The organism is Amycolatopsis kentuckyensis, assembly GCF_041679295.1.
In the GTDB taxonomy this organism is placed as follows: domain Bacteria; phylum Actinomycetota; class Actinomycetes; order Mycobacteriales; family Pseudonocardiaceae; genus Amycolatopsis; species Amycolatopsis kentuckyensis_A.
This window is the reverse complement of the sequence record NZ_JBGDMD010000001.1, coordinates 41,317-58,713: the sequence shown is the minus strand read 5'-3', so window position 1 is coordinate 58,713 and position 17,397 is coordinate 41,317. Positions and strand designations below refer to the sequence as shown.

17 protein-coding genes and 1 pseudogene are annotated in these 17,397 nt (G+C 71.1%); 8 read left to right on the top strand and 10 right to left on the bottom strand.

Translation table 11 applies throughout. The features are described 5' to 3' along the window. Positions 1 to 105: 105 nt before the first annotated feature. From ACERZO_RS00340 to ACERZO_RS00325, 4 genes are all read left to right on the top strand, one after another. Entirely contained in the window at positions 106 to 1,305 is a 1,200-nt protein-coding gene (locus ACERZO_RS00340; protein ID WP_372659950.1) for a sensor histidine kinase, read from the top strand. Next, positions 1,302 to 1,961 (top strand): response regulator transcription factor, encoded by a 660-nt coding sequence (locus ACERZO_RS00335; protein WP_372659948.1) that lies wholly within the window; start codon positions 1,302 to 1,304, stop codon positions 1,959 to 1,961. Before ACERZO_RS00340 ends, ACERZO_RS00335 begins: the two co-directional genes overlap by 4 nt. Positions 1,962 to 2,117: 156 nt before the next feature. Continuing rightward, on the top strand, positions 2,118 to 3,512 hold the full coding sequence (gene phoA, locus ACERZO_RS00330) for an alkaline phosphatase (RefSeq protein WP_372659946.1): 1,395 nt from the start codon (positions 2,118 to 2,120) through the stop codon (positions 3,510 to 3,512). Positions 3,513 to 3,614: 102 nt separating this feature from the next. Beyond that, entirely contained in the window at positions 3,615 to 4,697 is a 1,083-nt protein-coding gene (locus tag ACERZO_RS00325; RefSeq protein WP_372659944.1) for a serine hydrolase domain-containing protein, read from the top strand. Positions 4,698 to 5,073: 376 nt separating this feature from the next. Here ACERZO_RS00325 and ACERZO_RS00320 read toward each other — a convergent pair whose 3' ends face one another. The 3 genes from ACERZO_RS00320 to fmt are packed head-to-tail and all read right to left on the bottom strand — an operon-like array spanning position 5,074 to position 7,915. Further along, positions 5,074 to 5,571: a flavoprotein gene (locus ACERZO_RS00320; protein ID WP_372659942.1), complete on the bottom strand. Its 498-nt coding sequence runs from the start codon at positions 5,569 to 5,571 to the stop codon at positions 5,074 to 5,076. After that, positions 5,568 to 6,992, bottom strand: a complete 1,425-nt coding sequence (locus tag ACERZO_RS00315) for an RsmB/NOP family class I SAM-dependent RNA methyltransferase (protein WP_372659940.1) — start codon at positions 6,990 to 6,992, stop codon at positions 5,568 to 5,570. Before ACERZO_RS00315 ends, ACERZO_RS00320 begins: the two co-directional genes overlap by 4 nt. Continuing rightward, positions 6,989 to 7,915, bottom strand: coding sequence for a methionyl-tRNA formyltransferase (gene fmt / locus ACERZO_RS00310; protein WP_372659938.1), 927 nt, complete (start codon positions 7,913 to 7,915; stop codon positions 6,989 to 6,991). Before fmt ends, ACERZO_RS00315 begins: the two co-directional genes overlap by 4 nt. 138 nt (positions 7,916 to 8,053) lie before the next feature. On the opposite strand from fmt, the gene ACERZO_RS00305 reads away from it, so the two are divergent. Beyond that, positions 8,054 to 8,998: a GNAT family N-acetyltransferase gene (locus tag ACERZO_RS00305; RefSeq protein WP_372659936.1), complete on the top strand. Its 945-nt coding sequence runs from the start codon at positions 8,054 to 8,056 to the stop codon at positions 8,996 to 8,998. 34 nt (positions 8,999 to 9,032) lie between these two features. Here the strand turns inward: ACERZO_RS00305 and ggt are convergent, their stop codons facing one another. Continuing rightward, positions 9,033 to 10,829 (bottom strand): gamma-glutamyltransferase, encoded by a 1,797-nt coding sequence (gene ggt, locus ACERZO_RS00300; RefSeq protein ID WP_372659934.1) that lies wholly within the window; start codon positions 10,827 to 10,829, stop codon positions 9,033 to 9,035. Positions 10,830 to 11,043: 214 nt separating this feature from the next. On the opposite strand from ggt, the gene ACERZO_RS00295 reads away from it, so the two are divergent. Further along, the gene (locus ACERZO_RS00295) at positions 11,044 to 11,841 is read left to right on the top strand and encodes a lysozyme (RefSeq protein WP_372659932.1); all 798 of its coding nucleotides are present in this window, start codon (positions 11,044 to 11,046) and stop codon (positions 11,839 to 11,841) included. Between the two features lie 79 nt (positions 11,842 to 11,920). Beyond that, positions 11,921 to 12,991 (top strand): annotated as a pseudogene (locus ACERZO_RS00290) (hypothetical protein); the annotation flags it as partial. Positions 12,992 to 13,297: 306 nt separating this feature from the next. Here ACERZO_RS00290 and ACERZO_RS00285 read toward each other — a convergent pair. Next, positions 13,298 to 13,441 (bottom strand): hypothetical protein, encoded by a 144-nt coding sequence (locus tag ACERZO_RS00285; protein ID WP_372659930.1) that lies wholly within the window; start codon positions 13,439 to 13,441, stop codon positions 13,298 to 13,300. Positions 13,442 to 14,060: 619 nt separating this feature from the next. On the opposite strand from ACERZO_RS00285, the gene ACERZO_RS00280 reads away from it, so the two are divergent. Then, a complete protein-coding gene (locus ACERZO_RS00280) occupies positions 14,061 to 14,981 on the top strand; it encodes a hypothetical protein (protein ID WP_372659928.1) in 921 nt (306 codons plus the stop codon). Positions 14,982 to 14,985: 4 nt separating this feature from the next. On the opposite strand, the gene ACERZO_RS00275 is transcribed toward ACERZO_RS00280, so the two are convergent. The 5 genes from ACERZO_RS00275 to ACERZO_RS00255 form a co-directional block, all read right to left on the bottom strand. Beyond that, a complete protein-coding gene (locus ACERZO_RS00275) occupies positions 14,986 to 15,276 on the bottom strand; it encodes a hypothetical protein (protein WP_372659926.1) in 291 nt (96 codons plus the stop codon). 3 nt (positions 15,277 to 15,279) lie between these two features. Continuing rightward, positions 15,280 to 15,558, bottom strand: a complete 279-nt coding sequence (locus tag ACERZO_RS00270; protein WP_372659924.1) for a hypothetical protein — start codon at positions 15,556 to 15,558, stop codon at positions 15,280 to 15,282. A 100-nt stretch (positions 15,559 to 15,658) separates the two neighbouring features. After that, positions 15,659 to 16,021, bottom strand: coding sequence for a hypothetical protein (locus ACERZO_RS00265; protein WP_372659922.1), 363 nt, complete (start codon positions 16,019 to 16,021; stop codon positions 15,659 to 15,661). Positions 16,022 to 16,023: 2 nt separating this feature from the next. After that, on the bottom strand, positions 16,024 to 16,194 hold the full coding sequence (locus ACERZO_RS00260) for a hypothetical protein (RefSeq protein ID WP_372659920.1): 171 nt from the start codon (positions 16,192 to 16,194) through the stop codon (positions 16,024 to 16,026). A gap of 175 nt (positions 16,195 to 16,369) precedes the next feature. Further along, positions 16,370 to 17,257: a phage major capsid protein gene (locus ACERZO_RS00255; protein WP_372659918.1), complete on the bottom strand. Its 888-nt coding sequence runs from the start codon at positions 17,255 to 17,257 to the stop codon at positions 16,370 to 16,372. Positions 17,258 to 17,397 lie beyond the last annotated feature (140 nt).

Sequence of the window (17,397 nt, the reverse complement as noted above, 5' to 3'; positions counted from 1 at the left end):
TCCTGAGTGTAGGAGGAGCGTGCTAACGCTCACTAACCGGTTGTGACCAGGATCTGGCTCCGCGGAGGGAGGTGTGCGCCACTGCGGCCGCACTACGGTCGCCGCATGTCCGGATTCTTCCGCTCCCTGGCGCGGCTCGGCAGCTACCGCGCCCTTCCGTTCGCCGTCGCGGGTGCCTTCCTGATGGTGCCGGTGTCCCCGTTCGCCTTCGCCGCGGCGGTGTCCGTCGAAGCCGACTCGCGGGTGCGGGCGCTGCTCGCCCTGGTGGCCATCGCGGTGCTCACGGGACTGCTGGGCCTGCTGGGGCCGGTGCGGCGCGCCGGCATCGGGCTGGCGAACCTCCTGCTCGGGACGACCGTCCCGGCCCCGGCCGGGCGCCCCGACACCGGCTCGCGGCTGCGTTCGGGCGTGTGGCTCGCCCTGCACACGCTGCTCAGCGGCGTGCTGCTCACCGCGCTCGCGTTCCTCGGGCTCGGCGTGCTGGTCCCCGCGGTGTGGCTGGCCGGCGGGCAGGACCGGATCAGCCTGTTCTGGGACGACGTCCCGCTCGGCGCGTGGACGGTCCCGTTCGGCGTCGTGCTGCTATTCGGCACGCTCGTGCTGCTCGCGGGTGCCACCCGCGCGTTCCGCACCGGCGCGGAAGCGCTGCTGGGCCCGTCCGACGCCGAACGGGCGGCGCTCGCCGAGCGCCGCGCCGCCGTCCTGGCCCAGCGCAACCGGCTGGCCCGCGAGCTGCACGACTCGATCGGCCACACGCTGACGACGTCGACCATCCAGGCGGCCGCCGCGGCCGAGCTGGTCGAGGCCGACCCGGCCCAGGTGCGGCGCGCGCTCGGCACGATCGAAGAAGCGTCTCGAAGCGCCCTCGAGGACCTCGACCACGTTCTCGGGCTGCTGCGCGAGGAACCCGCGGCGAAGGAGCCGGCCCGCACGCTGACCGAGGTCGACGTCCTCGCCGTGCGCGCCCGCGAAGCCGGGCTCGACGTCCGGCTGACCGTCACCGGACCGGTCGCCGGGCTGCCCGCCGCGGTGTCGCGCGAGGGGTACCGGATCGTCCAGGAAGGCCTGACCAACGCGCTGCGCCACGCCGGCCCGGGCGCGGTCGACGTCCGCGTCGAGGCCGGTCCCGAGCGCCTGGCGATCGCCGTCGTCAACGCGCTGACCGGCGGACAGGTGCGGCCGGGGCGGCGCGGGCTGACCGGGCTCGCCGAGCGCGTCGAAGCCCTGCGCGGCGAGCTCGACGCGGGCCCGGACGGGCCGCGGTGGCGGCTGTCCGCGACGATCCCGCTGCGGACGAGCGCGTGACGCCCACCGTGCTCCTGGCCGACGACGAGCCGCTCGTCCGCACCGGCCTGCGGGCGCTGCTGGAGCAGCAGGGCATCCCCGTGGTCGGCGAGGCGGCCGACGGCGCCGAGGTGCTGCCCGCGGTGCGCCGCGCCCGGCCGGACGTCGTGCTGATGGACGTCCGGATGCCCGGCACCGACGGCATCGAGGCCACCCGGCTGCTGCTCGGCTCGCTCGACGACCCGCCGAAGGTCCTCGTCGTCACGACGTTCGACAACGACGACTACGTGCACGAAGCACTGCTGGCCGGCGCGAGCGGGTTCCTGCTCAAGCGGGCGCGCAAGGAGGAGATCGCGCACGCGGTCCGGACCGTCGCGGCCGGGGAGTCGCTGCTGTTCCCCGAGGCGATCCGGCGCCTGGTGACGGCCCGGCTGCCGGGCGGGGCCTACGCGAAGGCCGCGAAAGCGCTCACCCGGCGCGAGGCCGAGGTGCTCCGGCTGATCGCGCGCGGATCGTCCAACCAGGACATCGCCGCCGAACTGGTGATCAGCCTCGAAACCGTGAAGACCCACGTGGGCAACATCTTCGGCAAGCTCGGCGCGGCCAACCGCAGCCACGCGGTGGTCATAGCGTACGAATCGGGCGTCGTCCGGCCGGGGCACCTCGCCGGTCCTTGACCGACGTGCTCCCGGTCACCCACGGGAAGCCATGAGTTCGGCCAGGGGCCACCCGGCGGTCACCTCGCGTCTCTTCGCACCACACATGCGAGAGGACTAATAGCCCGTGTCCGAAATCCGGGCCTTACCTCCCGAAGTCCCCCAATGAGGAGAAACATGGCTTCGCTGTTCGCCGGCCGCCGACGGTGGCTGGTCGCGGGCGCGCTCGGCGCCGCGCTGGTCGCCGCCGCGCCGGTCGCCCTCGCCACCAACGGCTCCGACTCCGCCGACGCGCGTTCGTCGGCCGGTACCGGTGACCGCACGAACGACGTCCGCGCCGCGGTCCAGGGCGGGCACGCCCGCAACGTGATCCTGTTCATCGGCGACGGCATGGGCCAGTCGGAGATCACCGCCGCCCGCAACTACGAGCGCGGCGCCGCGGGCCGGCTCGCGATGGACGAGCTGCCGCTGACCGGCGACTACACCACGTACGCCGTGGAGCAGAACAACCCGGCGAAGCCGAACTACGTGACCGACTCGGCCGCGTCCGGCACCGGCTGGGCCACCGGCACCAAGACCTACAACGGCGCCATCTCCGTCGACGCGTACGGCAACGACGTCCCGACGATCCTGGAGATCGCCAAGCGCAACGGCCTGCGCACCGGCGACGTGACCACCGCCGAGGTCCAGGACGCGACCCCGGCCGTGCTCGGCTCGCACGTCGTCAACCGCGACTGCAAGGGCCCGGTCGAGACGACCGCGAAGTGCGCGAAGAACGCCAAGGAGAACGGCGGCCTCGGCTCGATCTCCGAGCAGCTGGTGCAGACCCGCCCCGACGTCCTGCTGGGCGGCGGCGCGAAGTACTTCAACCAGCCGGTGACGGCGGGCAAGTTCAAGGGCAAGCCCGTCCTGGACCAGGCCAAGGCGGCCGGCTACACCGTCGTCAACACCGCGGCCGACCTGGCCGCGGTCAAGAAGGGCAAGCCGGTCCTCGGCCTGTTCGCCGACGGCAACATGCCGGTCAACTGGGTCGGCCCCGCGGCCGTCCACGGCGGCACCGCGCCGGCCCGCTGCGCCCCGAACCCGAAGCTGCCGTCGACCCAGCCGAAGCTGGCGGACCAGACCCGCAAGGCCCTCGAGCTGCTCGACGACCGGCGCAGCGACAAGGGTTTCTTCCTCCAGGTCGAGGGCGCGAGCATCGACAAGCAGGACCACGCGGCCGATCCGTGCGGCCAGATCGGCGAGACGGTCGACTTCGACGCGGCGATCGCGGCGGGCACGGCGTTCGCCCGCAGCCACCCGGACACCCTGGTGCTGGTGACGGCCGACCACGGCCACAGCAGCCAGATCGTCGAGCCCACCGCGACCCCGGGTCTGACCGCGACGCTCGTCACCAACGAGGGCGCGAACATGACCCTGGCGTACGGCACGGCGGAGACGGGCGGCTCGCAGTCGCACACCGGCACCCAGGTGCGCATCGCGGGCCTCGGCCCGCAGGCGGCCAACATCGTCGGGCTGACCAACCAGACCGACCTGTTCGGGACCCTGAAGCGGGCGCTTCGCCTGCGTTGACGCGGTAGGGCAGGCCCCCGGAGCGTTCCGGCGGCCTGCCCCATGCCCCCTGGTGCGCGGGCTCCCTAGCGTGGGAGCACCGAGACACCAGGGGGTTCTTCCATGCGGAAATCAGTGCGGATCGTCGCGGCCGGCACGCTGGCCGTGCTGCTGGCGGCGACCACGGCGGCACCGGCGCTCGCGGCCGGTTCGGTGCAGGCGAACTTGGACGTGCTCACCGCCCAGGACGGCGTGCCGGGCGCCGAAGCGGTGATCCAGGACGGCCACCGGACGCGGGTGGTGCGCAGCGGCGCGGGTGACGTCACGACCGGGAAACCGTTCCCGCGCAACGGTTCGTTCCGGGCGGGCAGCGTCACGAAGTCGTTCGTGGCGACCGTCGTGCTGCAACTGGCCGGCGAGGGCCGGGTGAAGCTGGACGCGCCGGTCGAGCGGTACCTGCCGGGGCTGCTGCCCGACCGGCGGATCACCGTGCGGCAGCTGCTGCAGCACACGAGCGGGATTCCCGATTACCTGCAGGAGTTCGACCTGAGCGACCCGGAGGCGTTGCGGCACCGCGGCGCTTCGCCGGAAGAGCTCGTGACGCTGGCGCTGAAGCACCCGGCGCTGTTCCCGCCCGGGACGAGCTGGTCGTATTCGAACACGAACTACATCGTCGCCGGGATGCTCGCCGAGAAGGTGACGGGGCGCGCGCTGGGCGACCTCATCGCCCAGCGGATCACCCGGCCGCTCGGCCTGCGCGACACGTATTTACCGCGCCGGGGCGACGAGAAGCTGCCGGACCCGCACGCGGTCGGCTACACGCCGGACCTGGTGGATTTCAGCGACTTCGACGCGACGATCGCGGGAGCGGCGGGCGGACTGGTCTCGACGCCGGCGGACCTGGACCGGTTCTACGGCGCGCTGCTGGGCGGTCGCCTGCTGCGCCCGGCCGAGCTGGCGGAGATGAAGCGCACGGTCCCGGCCGACCTGGGTGTGCCCGGCGCCCGCTACGGGCTCGGGGTGGGGAGCATTCCGTTGTCCTGCGGGGAGTTCTGGGGGCACGAGGGCGGGATCATCGGCTTCACGAACCTGGCCGGAGTCGGTCCGGGCGGCCGCCGGGTGACGGTGGTGCTGAACCAGAACCCGACGCCGGCCGAAACGAATGCGCACCTGCTGGCCGCGACCGACGCGGCGGTGTGTTCGTAATTCGCCGTTCGCGAGCGGCGCCCACCGGCAGCGTGCGCCGCTCGCGGCCCGGAACTGTCGGTGCCGGCCGGTAACGTGGAAAACGGGGGGCGCCCCCGCGGCCGGGCTCAGGGCAGCAGGTCCAGGGCCTCGGTCCACGGGCGCCCGACATCCAGGCGGTGCAGCTTCACGCCGGCCTCCGCGAGGAGCTCCTCTACACCGCCGGCCTGATCATGAAGCTGCGAGCAGGCAGCTGTCGCTCGCCTGCACGGAGCGATGCAGGAAAACGTCACGCCCGCGACCATCGAGCAGCTGCACGCAGGGCTTTCCCACGCCTCCGAATGGATACGAACGCTCAGGAACCAAGCGGCCAGTGGAGCCTTCCGCCGTGGCGGGCTCAGGGCAGCAGGTCCAGGGCCTCGGTCCACGGCCGCCCGACATCCAGGCGGTGCAGCGTCACCCCGGCCTCCGCGAGGGTGTCGAGGTGGCGCTGCCACGCCGGGTGGAACACCCGCGTGTCCTGGATCTGGTACGCCACCACGATCGTGATCCCCGGCGCGCCCAGGACGTCGCCGAGCACCGTCAGCGCCTGGTTGTCCGCGATTCCCAGCGCCAGCTTGGCCACCGAGTTCGCCGACGCCGGCGCGAACAGGAACACCGCCGGGTCCGGGTGCGGTCGCGGCTCCCCCGGCAACCGGGAAACACTGCGCACCGGCAGGTCGGTCGACAAAGCCACCTCGGCGAGGCCGCCCGTCGACTCCAGCCAGCGGTGGGCCGTCGGCGTCAACGTGATCGCCGGGCGCCAGCCGCGCTCGGCCGCGGGCCGGACCAGCTCGGCGGCGAACCGGGTGTCCAGCCCGCCGCACGAGCCCGCCACCAGCCCGAGGTCCCTCATGGCTTGCGCAGCACGGCGCAGAACATCGCGTCGGTGCCGTGGCGGTGCGGCCACAGCTGGACGTACGGCCCGTCGCCCAGCTCCGGCACGCCCGGGAACAGCTCGCGCGCGTCCAGCACCTCGGCCTTCAGCCGCCGCGCCGTCTCGCCGATCACGCCTTCGGTCTCGGCCAGGTGCGGCGAGCAGACGACGTAGGTGAGCGCCCCGCCCGGCCGCAGCAGCCCGTACGCCGCGGTGATCAGCTCGCCCTGCAGCTTCGTCAGGTCCGCGACGTCCGACGGCTTGCGGCGCCAGCGCGCCTCCGGCCGCCGCCGCAGGGCGCCGAGCCCGCTGCACGGCGCGTCGACCAGGATCCGGTCGTAGCCCGGCTCCAGCCCGGACTCGCGGCCGTCGGCGACGTGCACCTTCACCGGCAGACCGCTCGTGGCCTTCTCGACGAGCTTCGCGCGGTGCGGAGCCTTTTCGACGGCGTCCACGGTCGCCCCGCTCAACGCCGCCAGCGCGCCCAGCAGCGCGGCCTTGCCGCCGGGACCCGCGCACAGGTCGAGCCAACGCTCGTCGGAGCCCTCGACGGGCACCTTCGTCGCGGCGATCGCGCACAGCTGGCTGCCCTCGTCCTGGACGGCGGCCAGCCGCTCGCGGACCGGCTCGACGTCGGCCGGGTCGCCGGCGCCCGCGGGCAGGCGGACGCCGTAGGGCGAGTACGGCGCCGGGTCGCCGCCGGTGATCGCGGCCAGCTCGTCGGCGCTGATCTCGCCGGGCCGGGCGACCAGGTGCACCTCGGGCCGGGCGTCGTCGGCTTCGAGCGCGGCCTTGAGGCCCGCGCCCTTGTCCCCCAGCGCTTCGGCGAACGACCGGGCGACCCAGCGCGGGTGCGCGGTGCGCAGCGCGTAGGCGCCGATCGGGTCGGTGGCCTCGTCCGGCGCGAGCTCGTCCAGCCACGCCGCTTCATCCTTTTCGGACACCTTGCGCATGATCGCGTTGGCGAACCCGGTGGCCCACGAACCGGCTTCCGCGCGGACGAGGTCCACAGTGGACGTCACGGCGGCGTGCTCGGGGATGCGCGTCCGCAGCAGCTGGTAGGCGCCGAGGCGCAGCGCGTCGAGCACCGCCGGGTCGGTCTGCGAGAGCGGGCGCTCGGCGCAGGCCGCGATGACGGCGTCGAGCAGGCCCTGCGCCCGCGACGCGCCGTAGGCGAGTTCGGTGGCCAGTGCCGCGTCGCGCCCGGTGATCCGCCGCTCGCGCAGCAGGTCGGGCAGGACGAGGTTGGCGTAGGCGTCCTTCGTGCGCACGGCCGCGAGGACGTCGAACGCGGCCTGCCGGGCCGGGTCCACCTCCGGCGGGCGGCGCGGCCCTTCCTTGCGCGGCGCGGGGCGGCCCCGCTGCGGCCGTGACGGACGTCGTTCCCTGTGGTCGTTCACCGGAGGCGTTCTCCCTGCTCGATGCGTGATCCGCGAGCCCAGTCGGTGGCCGCCATCCGTTTCTTGCCAGGCGCCTGGACCTCGCCGAGCCGCAACGGCTTCGTCGCCGTCCCGACCAGCACCCGCTTGCGTTCGACCACGATCTCGCCCGGCGGCGGGCCGGGTTCGTCGAGCACCGTGACCGGGCCGAGCTTCAGCCGTTCCCCGCGGAACTCCGCCCACGCGCCCGGGTCCGGGGTGACCGACCGGATCTGCCGGTCGACCGCCGAGGCCGGGTCGGCGAAGGACACGCGCGCGTCCTCGACCGTCACCTTCGGCGCGTAGCTGGTGCCCTCGGCGGGCTGGTCGCGGGCGACCAGGCTGCCGTCGGCCAGACCGTCCATGGTGGACAGCAGGAGCTTGGCCCCGGACTCCGCGAGCCGCCCGAGCAGGCCGCCGGCGGTGTCGGTCGCGCCGATCGCCTCGGTGACGACGCCGTAGACCGGGCCCGCGTCCAGCTCCTTGACGATCCGGAACGTGGACGCGCCGGTGATCTCGTCGCCGGCGCGGATGGCGGCCTGCACCGGCGCCGCGCCCCGCCACGCGGGCAGCAGCGAGAAGTGCAGGTTCACCCAGCCGAGGCGCGGGATGTCGAGGGCGGCCTGCGGCAGCAACGCGCCGTAGGCGACGACCGGGCAGGCGTCCGGCGCCAGTTCGGTCAGACGCGCGAGGAAGGCCGGGTCGCCGGCGCGCGCGGGCGTCAGCACCTCGATGCCATGCTCGTCGGCGAGGGCGCCGACCGGCGAGCGGACGACGCGGCGGCCGCGGCCGGCCTGCGCGTCCGGGCGGGTGACGACGGCGGCGACCTCGTGGCGGCCGGAGTCGAGCAGGGCGCGCAGCGCGGGGACGGCCGGCTCGGGCGTGCCGGCGAAGACGAGCTTCATCGGCCCACCCCCGGTGGGGAGGGTTCAGGTGGCTGGAACATCGGGCCCGAGTCTAGAAGGCCCCCGTGATCGCGGCGCGCCCGCGCCCGCCGGAAAACCCGGGCGACAGCGCGCGCGAGCCCGGTTAGCGTCGCCGGCATGCCCACTCCGACGTGGCGGCCCCTTGCCGTCGAGGACGCCCAGGCCGCCGCTGACCTGCTCAACGCGATGGAGGCGGCCGACGGGATCGGCGAGAGCTACACGGCCGAGGACACCCGCCAGGAGCTGGTCGACCCGTACACCGACCTCGAGCGCGGCAGTCTCGCGGCCTTCGACGGCGACACGATGATCGGCTACATGAAGATCCGGTTCAAGCCGTCCGCAGAAGACGTCCACCGGGTCTTCCTGGACGGCGGGGTCCACCCGGCCCACCGGCGCCGGGGCATCGGCACCCGGCTCGTCGAGGCCGGGGTGGCCGCGGCGAAGGTCCTCCACGAACTGCACCACCCGGGCCGGCGGCTCGCGGTGGACGTCCACCGCCCCGGGCACATCGCCGGCCTGGCCGAGCTGATGCGTTCGCGGGGCTTCGAGCCGGTCCGGTACTTCCGGCGCATGGAACACCCGCTCGGGGACATCGCCCCGGTGGAAGCCCGGATCGAGCCGTGGTCGGCGGAGACCGACGAAGACTTCCGGCGGGTCCGGAACGCGGCGTTCGAGGACGCCTGGGGCGCGGTGCCGATGCCCGCGGACATGTGGCGGAACAAGATCGTCAACCAGACGTTCCGGCCCGAGGTCAGCTTCCTGCACCGCGACGCCGCCGGCGCTCCGGTGGGCCTGCTGGTGACGATGTCCTGGGACGCCGACACCGCGGCCACCGGGATCCGCGACGCGCACTTCATGATCGTCGGGACGCTGCGCGAGCACCGGAAGCGCGGGGTCGCCACCGCCCTGCTGGCACACGCGTTGCGCACCGCGGCGGAGCGCGGTTACGACCGGGCGAGCCTGGTCGTGGACTCGGCGAGCCCGTCCGGCGCCTCCGGGGTGTTCGAGCGGGCCGGGTTCGTCCCGGAGACGCGCTACATCCGCTGGGCGCTCGAACCCTGAGCCGGCGGTCGCCCGCCGGCCCGGAGCCTCCGCGCTACCAGTTGAACGGCCACACCACCTGGGCCGCGCCCTGGCCGCGGCGGACCGGTTCCGCCGCCGCCAGCCAGCGGCCGTCACGCAGCCGCTCCACGCCCGTCGCCGCGCCGATCTCCGCCGGCGCCGTCGAGAAGCCCTGGCCCCTCGCCTTCAGGTCCGCCGTCTCCGGCTGGTCCAGGAACGCCTGCTCGACCTGGGCGGCCGCCGAGTTCCGCTGCGACGCCCGCGGCGCCGCGATCGCGTCCTCCAGGGACAGCCCGCGGTCGAGGCGGCCCAGGATCACCTGCAGCACCGTCGTGATGATCGACGCGCCACCCGGCGAACCCGTCGCGAAGAACGGGCGGCCGTGGTCGAGGACGATCGTCGGCGCCATCGACGAGCGCGGCCGCTTGCCCGGGCCGGGCAGGTTCGGGTCGGGCACGCCCGGCGTCACGGGCGTGAACGAGAAGTCGGTCAGCTCGTTGTTGAGCAGGAACCCGCGGCCCGGCACGACGATCCCGCTGCCGCCCTCCTGCTCGATGGTCAGCGTGTAGGCGACGACGTTGCCCCACTTGTCGGCGACCGTCAGGTGCGTGGTGTTCTCGCCCTCGTACGGCGTCGGCGCGGCGGTGGTGCCCGCCGCGCACGGAGCGGGGTGCTTCGGGTCGGCCGGCGCGACCGGGCTGGTCGCCGCCTTGTCCTTCGAGATCAGGCACGCCCGCGAGTCGGCGAAGCGCTGGCTCAGCAGCTGCTTGGCCGGGACGTCGACGAACGCCGGGTCGCCGATCCAGCGGTTGCGGTCGGCGAAGGCGAACCGCGTCGACTCCAGGAAGTACTGCAGGTAGTCGGCCTTGCTGGCGTGCTTGAGGTCGAAGTTCTCGAGGATGTTGAGCGCCTCGCCGACGGTGAGCCCGCCCGAGGACGGTGCCGGCATGCCGTAGACGTCCAGGCCCTCGTAGGTCGCGTGGGTCGGGGTGCGCTCGATCGCGCGGTAGGCGGCGAGGTCCGCGGTGGTCAGCTTGCCGGGGCGCACGTTCAGCGTCGAGGCCGGGTCCTTCGGCGGCTGCTGGACGGTCTTCGCGATGTCGGCGCCGATCGGGCCGTCGTAGAGCGCGTCGACGCCGTGGCGCTCGAGCTGCGCGTACGTCGCGGCGAGGTCGGGGTTGCGGAAGACGGTCCCGGGCACCGGCGGGGCGCCGCCGGGCAGATACAGCGACCGCGTCGAGGGGAACGCGGAGAACCGCGCGGCGTTGTTCGCGATCTGCGTCTGGAACGTCGAGTCGACGACGAAACCGTTGCGCGCCAAGTCTTCCGCGGGCTTCAGGGACTTCGCCAGCGAGCGCGTCCCCCACTTGCGCAGGGCCTCGGACCACGTCGCGGGCGTGCCGGGCACGCCGACGCCGAGCCCGCTCGTGACGGCGTCGGCGAACGGCAGCGGCCGGCCGTTCTCGACGAAGAGGTTCGCGTCGGCGGTCTTCGGCGCGGTTTCCCGGCCGTCGAGCGTGTGGACGCGGTGCGTCTTGGCGTCGTAGTAGACGAAGAACCCACCGCCGCCGACGCCGGCGGAGAACGGGTCGGTGACGCCGAGGGCGGCGGCGACCGCGACGGCCGCGTCGACGGCGTTGCCGCCGTCGCGCAGGACCTTCGTGCCGATCGCGGTGGCGTCGGCGTCGATGCTGGCCACGGCGCCCCCGAACCCGACGGCGACCGGGGACTTCGGCGTCGGAGTGGCGGCGACGGCGGGCGCGGCTACGCCGGCGGTGAGCGCGGCGGCAGCGGCCAGGACGAGCGTGGTTCGGCTCCAGTGCGCGGGCATGCGGGCGAGTCTGCCCTTCGGATCAAGCGCCTTCAAGACGCCAAAGGGCGCGGATCGGCCGATTCGCCCGGTTTGCCAATGTTTCACATGTTTCCCCAGACTTCGAAATTGCTTCACATGGAGCAGTGACGTTGCGGTGCTCGCTGTAACAGAATCATGCGGCGCGGCCTGCACACCGCGCATCGCGAGGGCAACCCGAAAGGAACAACCGAAGATGACTGCACCACGGAGGTGGCGCCGCCTGCTCGGCGCCGCTGTCGCGGTCTCGGCCTCCCTGCTGGCCGTGACCGCCCCCGCCGCCTCGGCGGCGCCGGACCCGGACAACCACGAGATGGGCGCATCGATCCGCGCCCACGACGGGGTGGCTTCGGGAGGGCTCCTGCCCGCGTCGGTCGACGCGAGCGTCCCCGGCATCGACGTCAGCTCCTACCAGGGCAACGTCAACTGGGCGTCGTACTGGAGCGCGGGCAAGAAGTTCGCCTACGTCAAGGCGACCGAGGGCACGGGTTACCAGAACGCGTACTTCAGCCAGCAGTACACGGGGTCGTACAACGTGGGCATGATCCGCGGGGCCTACCACTACGGCCGCCCGGACACGTCGGGCGGCGCGGCCCAGGCGGACTACTTCGTCGCCCACGGCGGCGGCTGGTCGAAGGACGGCAAAACGCTCCCGGGCACGCTCGACATCGAGTGGGGCCCGAACAACGCGTGCTACGGCAAGACACCGGCCCAGATGGTGGCGTGGATCAAGGCGTTCAGCGACGAGTACCACGCGAAGACGACCCGCTGGCCGGTGATCTACACGGCAACGAGCTGGTGGAGCCAGTGCACCGGCAACACGGGCGACTTCAGTTCGACGAACCCGCTGTGGGTGGCGCGGTACGCGTCGTCGGCGGGGACGCTGCCGTACAACTGGGGGTTCTACACGTTTTGGCAGTACAGCTCTTCGCCCATTGACCAGGACCAGTTCAGCGCGGACATCACGCGGTTGAAGGTGCTGGCGACCGGCTGATCCCGACTTCCGCGGGTTACGTGAGTGGCGCGGTCGGCGGAAGACTCGACCGCGTCACCCACGCCGTGGAGGGAAACCCGTGCGCCTGACCGCCCTGCTCCCCCTGCTCGCCGCCCTTCCGCTCGTCGCCTTCCCCACCGTTGCCGCCGCCACGACCGGCTGCTTCGACTCGACCGTTCCCCTGACCGTCGAGGAACAGCGCCTGACCGCGACCCTGCCCTCCGGTGGCCCCGCCGTCGGGCCCGAACTCGTGCGGCTGGCCGGGCTCGATCCGTTCGTCGCCGAGGTGAAGCACGACCTCTGCGAAGCACGGACCCCGCGCCGGGCCGAGCGCGTTGTCACGCAGGCCGGGGCTCGGCTGTGGCGGACCGCCGTCGATCGCGCGCAGGGGCGCCGGCCGGATCTCGGCACGCTCGACCGGTTCGACGACCGGCCGCTCTACTGGGCGCGGCTGCAGCTCAGCAGCGCCATCCGGCAGCTGAAGTCGTTCCCCTCCGGGCGGAACGCGCTGCTGACCGCGTTCGACCGCGGCTCGCGCGGCCTCGACGACGTCCGGTTCCCGCTCGGGAACACGCGGCGCGTCCTGGTGAGCGGCTTCGACCCGTTCCAGCTCGACGGCTCGGGCATCACCATCTCGAACCCGGCGGGAGCGTCGGCGTTGCAGCTGGACGGACGTGTCCTCGACACCCCGGCCGGCCCGGCCGTCGTGCAGGCGGTGAGCTTCCCGGTCGTGTGGGGCTACTTCGACGAAGGGATCGTGGAAGCGGCCTACGGAACGGCGTTGCGCGACCGCGCCCGGCGGCCGGACGTGGTCATGACGATCAGCCAGGGCCGCCCGGGCCGGTTCGACATCGAGCGCTGGGCGGGTGCGTGGCGCGGCGGTTTCCCGGACAACAACAACGTTTCCGTGACGGGCGGGGTCCCGCCGGCCGCGGGCTGGCCGCAGCCGGACGTCCAGTTCATCGAGACGACGTTGCCGTACCCGCGGATGCTGACGGTGGCCGGCGCGTACCCGGTCAACTTCAACCAGGCGTTCTGCGTGTGGCCCGCGCAACCGGGCGCGGGAACGCCGGTGTGCCGCTCGGACGCCCCGTTGCCGGGCGAACACGCGCAGGCCGGCGGCGGTGGCAACTACCTGTCCAAAGAGACATAGTGACAGTAGAGACTCAGGATTGACCCTCTGAGCTGCGAAAACCTTCCCGAACCTCTCCAGGAAGTTCACCCGGTCAGGCCAACTCGGCGAAGAACCTGCCATGCCAAACTCAGCCGCCCGGGCAGCCTGAAGTGCGGGCTACATCACGCGCCCTTCCTGCACCACCGTCGCCAGTGACCCTCGACTTTGGGATTGGAGGGTCGCAGGTTCAAATCCTGTCATCCCGACTCGATTTGCGGCTTTGAGCAGCGAAAAAAGCGGGATTCCCACGAGTGCAGGAATCCCGCCGTCTCAGTTTTCGTCTCAGTACAAGTCGTTATACGGCGTCCAGATCGCCACGCGCAGCTCAGGCGGGTCGTCGTCATCCGAGCCGCTGCCAGACGCTTTCGGGGTGAGCCGGACCGTGTTCTGGCCGGCGTTGGGCGGGGTGACGGTGATGCGCTCCATGAGCTCCACTCCCGTGGTGTCCTCGGCGGCCTGGTCGCCGCCGTTGGTGGGGGCTGGGTCGACGCCCGGCCAGTAGTCCGCGACCGCGGAGACGTCGATGCCCGGAGCGATGTCCAGCAGGTACTGCGCGGCGATTGCGCCGTCGGGGATCTCCGGTCGGCCGCTGGCGGTGGCGATCCAGTAGAGCGGCGGCTCGACGCCCTGGGCGGAGAACGCGGCCTTGACCTTCGGCCAGGGTCGAGCGGTTGCAGTAGACGACGGGGTATACGAAGCCGGGGCGTCGTCGCATCACGGCCCAGCCGGGCGCCTGCTCAGGGCTCGCGTTCCCGGGCTCGACATCGAGGGCGTGGCCCGCGTTCGTCGACGCCTTATTGACGATCTCGACCTTGCGCGCGCTTGGAAAGCGGCCCAGTCTGCCGCGGACCGGGGTTCGAGCTTAATCTTGTCGCCGCAGCCAGCGACCATCTCGAGCCGAGAATTCGCCCTAGCGATGTGGGCGGCCGTGACGGCGTCGTACATCGTTCGCATGGCAGCCATGCTGCACGCAAGGTGTCACCTCGACCTGTAACACCGCCGTCGTGCGAGTCGACTTAGATTCACCTGGAGAAGGGACTCGACCATGGACGAGAAGAAAAGGTCACAGGCAGAACACGCGAGACTAATTCGCGAAATGCACGACCTAAATAACGCCATCGGCAGCCTGGAAAATATGGTATCCGATTACCATAAGATGGGCATTAGCTCCATATCAGATCTCCTGCCAGAACTCGCCGACACAATCGATCAAATGGCCTCGGTTATAAGATTTGTAGCCAACTTCTTCTCGTCGAGACATGAAGTTAACTACTCGCTGATCGAAAACATAATTCGATCGTCAAGGTTGCAAAATGGGTTCCGTTCCATGTTACCATTACCCGTACACCTATACCAAGAGCGTGGCATGCAGTTCAATCTCAGCAACCCGCCCGGCGCAGAAACTTCCACACTTCAACCTCCGGCAGGGGACGATCGAATTAGCGTCGACGCGTACCTCGACACCGATGACCAAGACACCATAGATAACGTGCTACGCCACTTGGACGATGTCGTTTTGGCGCTCGGATACGGCAAGCCGGAAGGGATTACAGTCGAGCACGGTTCAATATTTCGACGCTCTTTCTCAAAGGCGAAGGAGACTCTTACTTCGGCGGAGATGAAAGAGCGACTCGAAAAGGTAGAGCGAGCAGTTGAAGTACAAGGACTCCTGCTCCCTCAAGCCGAAGTAGACTTCAAGATATCGCAGGCAATTAGCGGAATTATCGCAAACCTGGCAAACACTCCCTCGGCCTGCATCCGCGCAGGATCCATTCTGCTCATCAAGTATCAGACCAATGACGGTCCGGTGATCCTAACAAGAAATTTGTCAGTTCACGAGATCAGAACCCTCGAACGCTTCCCGGGAATAACAAAGGAACCATCGAAGGCACTCGACTTGCTGGCCACGACGATCCAGTCACTCGAAAGCGAAATCTCAGCCCAAGTTGACAGCCCCGACGCCTAGTACATCAACTTGAATCTGCAGCTAGGCCCAGCTCGGGAGGTGACTCCGGTGCTGCAATACCTCGGTCGGCGAGCGTCGCGCGAAGCTGCCAGATGTACATGCGGGCGGCGAGCTGCCAGCCCTGGAGCACGTTCACCTGGCCTTCGAGCGTCTTCATGTGCTCGGTCATCGCCTTGACGTCGTCCGCGGCGCGCTTGCTGCGCGTCAAGGCGAAGGTCGCGATCCCGCCGAAGATGGCGGCGGCGAGTGTGCCGAGCCCGGACAGCACGGCCAGCACGGTCTGTGCGACATCCACGGGTCAGCCGCCGAGTTCGTCGTCGACGGGACCGTCGTGTCCGCGCGCGACGTCACGTTTGGTCGCGCGGCGCGGGTCGGACGTCTCGGTATGCGCCCCGCCGCCGGCGCCGGTCTGCTCGTCGCCTTCGGCCTGCCCGACGCCTTCTCCGGGCTGCTCCAGCACATCGGCGCCCGGGGCGGGAACTTCGACGTAGTCGAGCCGCAGGAGGACGGCCTCCAGCTCGGAGCCGCTGTCGGCGTGGTTCGGGTGCCCGGCGGCGCGCTGCGCGTACCACGGCATGGTGTGTCCTCCAGAAGGTCAGTGTAGGTGAGACCCGGGCCGCGCCACCTTCCCCGGCGTATCCGACCACCACAGCGGACCTCGCGGCCCGGCCTCGGTCTTACTCGGCGAGCTTCGCGTCGATGCGCGCCGTGATCTCCTCGTCGGAGCCGGTCGCGTCGACGCCGAGCTCGGCGGCCTGCGTGAGTAGTGCCCGCCGCTTCTCGACTCGCTCCGTGATCTCCGGGACGGTGCCGGAGTCGTCGACGCCGAGTTCACGCGCCGCGGCCTGGAGCTTTTCCTTGGCCGTCAGCCTCGCGGGCTCCGCGTCCTCGACGTACGGGCTGCCGTCCGCGTTGACGCGCACGAGTGCCTGCCTGTCGTACGCCTTCGCGATGTCGGCGGGGAGCGGGAGCTCGAAGTTCAGCACCCCGCCGCGCTCGCCGCGGAGGTGGACGACCTCGGTCTCGGTCGACTCGGTCACGATCAGACCGCCTTGGGGAGCAGGAACGGCGTGATCGTGCCAGTGTGCCCGGCGGCGAGGTCGACGTTCAGGCTGCCGTCGGAGGTGCCGAAGCGGCCGGACTCGAACGGGCCGAGCCACGCGGTCTCGCCCGCCGCGACGGCGACGACCAGGTCGCCCTGGCCGGCCGCCATCGCGGGCGGGTACGTGCCTGCCTTGACGGTGACGTTCTTCGACGCCCCCGACGTGTTGGTGACGCGCAGGACCGTCCGGTCGAACTGGGCGGAGGCGATCGTGTGCCCGTTGGTCGGTCCACGTTGGTGCCCGCCGGATCGGCGATGCTGCCGTTCCCGACGAACTTGCTGTAGGTCAGCGCGGTACGTGCCATGGCTGGCGGTTCCTCCTATCAGGCCTGCTGCGCGGTGGCGACCGCGAGGCAGTCGGGGCGGATGACCTTGGCGCCGTACACGGCCAGACCCTTGACGGCGTCGGAGAAATCGTCGTGCGGACGAAACCCTCGGTCTTGTTGATCTGCTCGGCGAACGTGATCGCGGCCGCGGTACCCGCCTGCACGACGTTCTGGCTGGCGCCCGGCGAAACGGTGTTGTTCGACGTCAGGATGTCGAACCCTGCCGCACGACCGATCTGGCCGTTGCGCAGGGCCTGACCGCCGTCGCCCGACTCGTTGACCTTGATGAGCCGCGGGTCGAGCAGAAGACGGGACTCCAGCCACGCGGGCAGGATCACGTACCGGCCGACCTTCGGGACGTTGGACTCGTTGAGGCGCTGGCCCAGCGGAACGAGGATCTTGTCGTAGCAGTCGGTCGGGGTGCCGATGGGCACGGTGATCGTGCCGAGGTTGTTCGCCGCGGCGACCTGCGTGTACAGGCTCGCGATGTACTGGTCGACGGTGTCGGCCAGCGCGTACGCCGCTTCGTCCATCGTCGGCTGGATGATGTTGCCCTGCGCCTGACGCTGGTTGATGTCGTCGACGTCGAAGGCGAAGTACTTCTGCTCGGTGATCGTCAGCACGCGCTGGGCGTCCGACAGGTGCTCGCGGACAATCGGCTGACCGGGGACGTAGTCCTTGACGGTGGGCCGGCCCACGGAGTTGATGCGGACGGTGTCGCCCTGCTGGCTGATCTCGCCCTCGTAATCCTTGTTGATCACGTTGGGCTGACCGAAGACGAGGGTCTTGCGCAGCGCCTTGAGCAGCGCCGCCGACCAGACCTCGGGGATCATGCGGTCGTATACCACGGTTTCCTCCTGCGTGGCTCGAAACTGACGAGCCCGCGGAGTTCGGGCGGCTACCTCCGTCCCCGGTGCGCTACTTCCGGGCCTTGGTGCTTGCGCAGTGATGAGGGTGGCCGGGCGGTGTCACCACGCCCGGCCACCCT

Coding starts and splice junctions, on each gene's coding strand:
- ggt (WP_372659934.1), bottom strand. CDS start 10,829: ATGCCCGCGCACTGGAGCCGAACCACGCTCGTCCTGGCCGCTGCCGCC.
- ACERZO_RS00325 (WP_372659944.1), top strand. CDS start 3,615: ATGCGGAAATCAGTGCGGATCGTCGCGGCCGGCACGCTGGCCGTGCTG.
- ACERZO_RS00260 (WP_372659920.1), bottom strand. CDS start 16,194: ATGGCGGCCGGCCAGGGCGACCTGGTCGTCGCCGTCGCGGCGGGCGAG.
- ACERZO_RS00305 (WP_372659936.1), top strand. CDS start 8,054: ATGCCCACTCCGACGTGGCGGCCCCTTGCCGTCGAGGACGCCCAGGCC.
- ACERZO_RS00295 (WP_372659932.1), top strand. CDS start 11,044: ATGACTGCACCACGGAGGTGGCGCCGCCTGCTCGGCGCCGCTGTCGCG.
- phoA (WP_372659946.1), top strand. CDS start 2,118: ATGGCTTCGCTGTTCGCCGGCCGCCGACGGTGGCTGGTCGCGGGCGCG.
- ACERZO_RS00280 (WP_372659928.1), top strand. CDS start 14,061: ATGGACGAGAAGAAAAGGTCACAGGCAGAACACGCGAGACTAATTCGC.
- ACERZO_RS00340 (WP_372659950.1), top strand. CDS start 106: ATGTCCGGATTCTTCCGCTCCCTGGCGCGGCTCGGCAGCTACCGCGCC.
- fmt (WP_372659938.1), bottom strand. CDS start 7,915: ATGAAGCTCGTCTTCGCCGGCACGCCCGAGCCGGCCGTCCCCGCGCTG.
- ACERZO_RS00320 (WP_372659942.1), bottom strand. CDS start 5,571: ATGAGGGACCTCGGGCTGGTGGCGGGCTCGTGCGGCGGGCTGGACACC.
- ACERZO_RS00270 (WP_372659924.1), bottom strand. CDS start 15,558: ATGCCGTGGTACGCGCAGCGCGCCGCCGGGCACCCGAACCACGCCGAC.
- ACERZO_RS00285 (WP_372659930.1), bottom strand. CDS start 13,441: ATGGAGCGCATCACCGTCACCCCGCCCAACGCCGGCCAGAACACGGTC.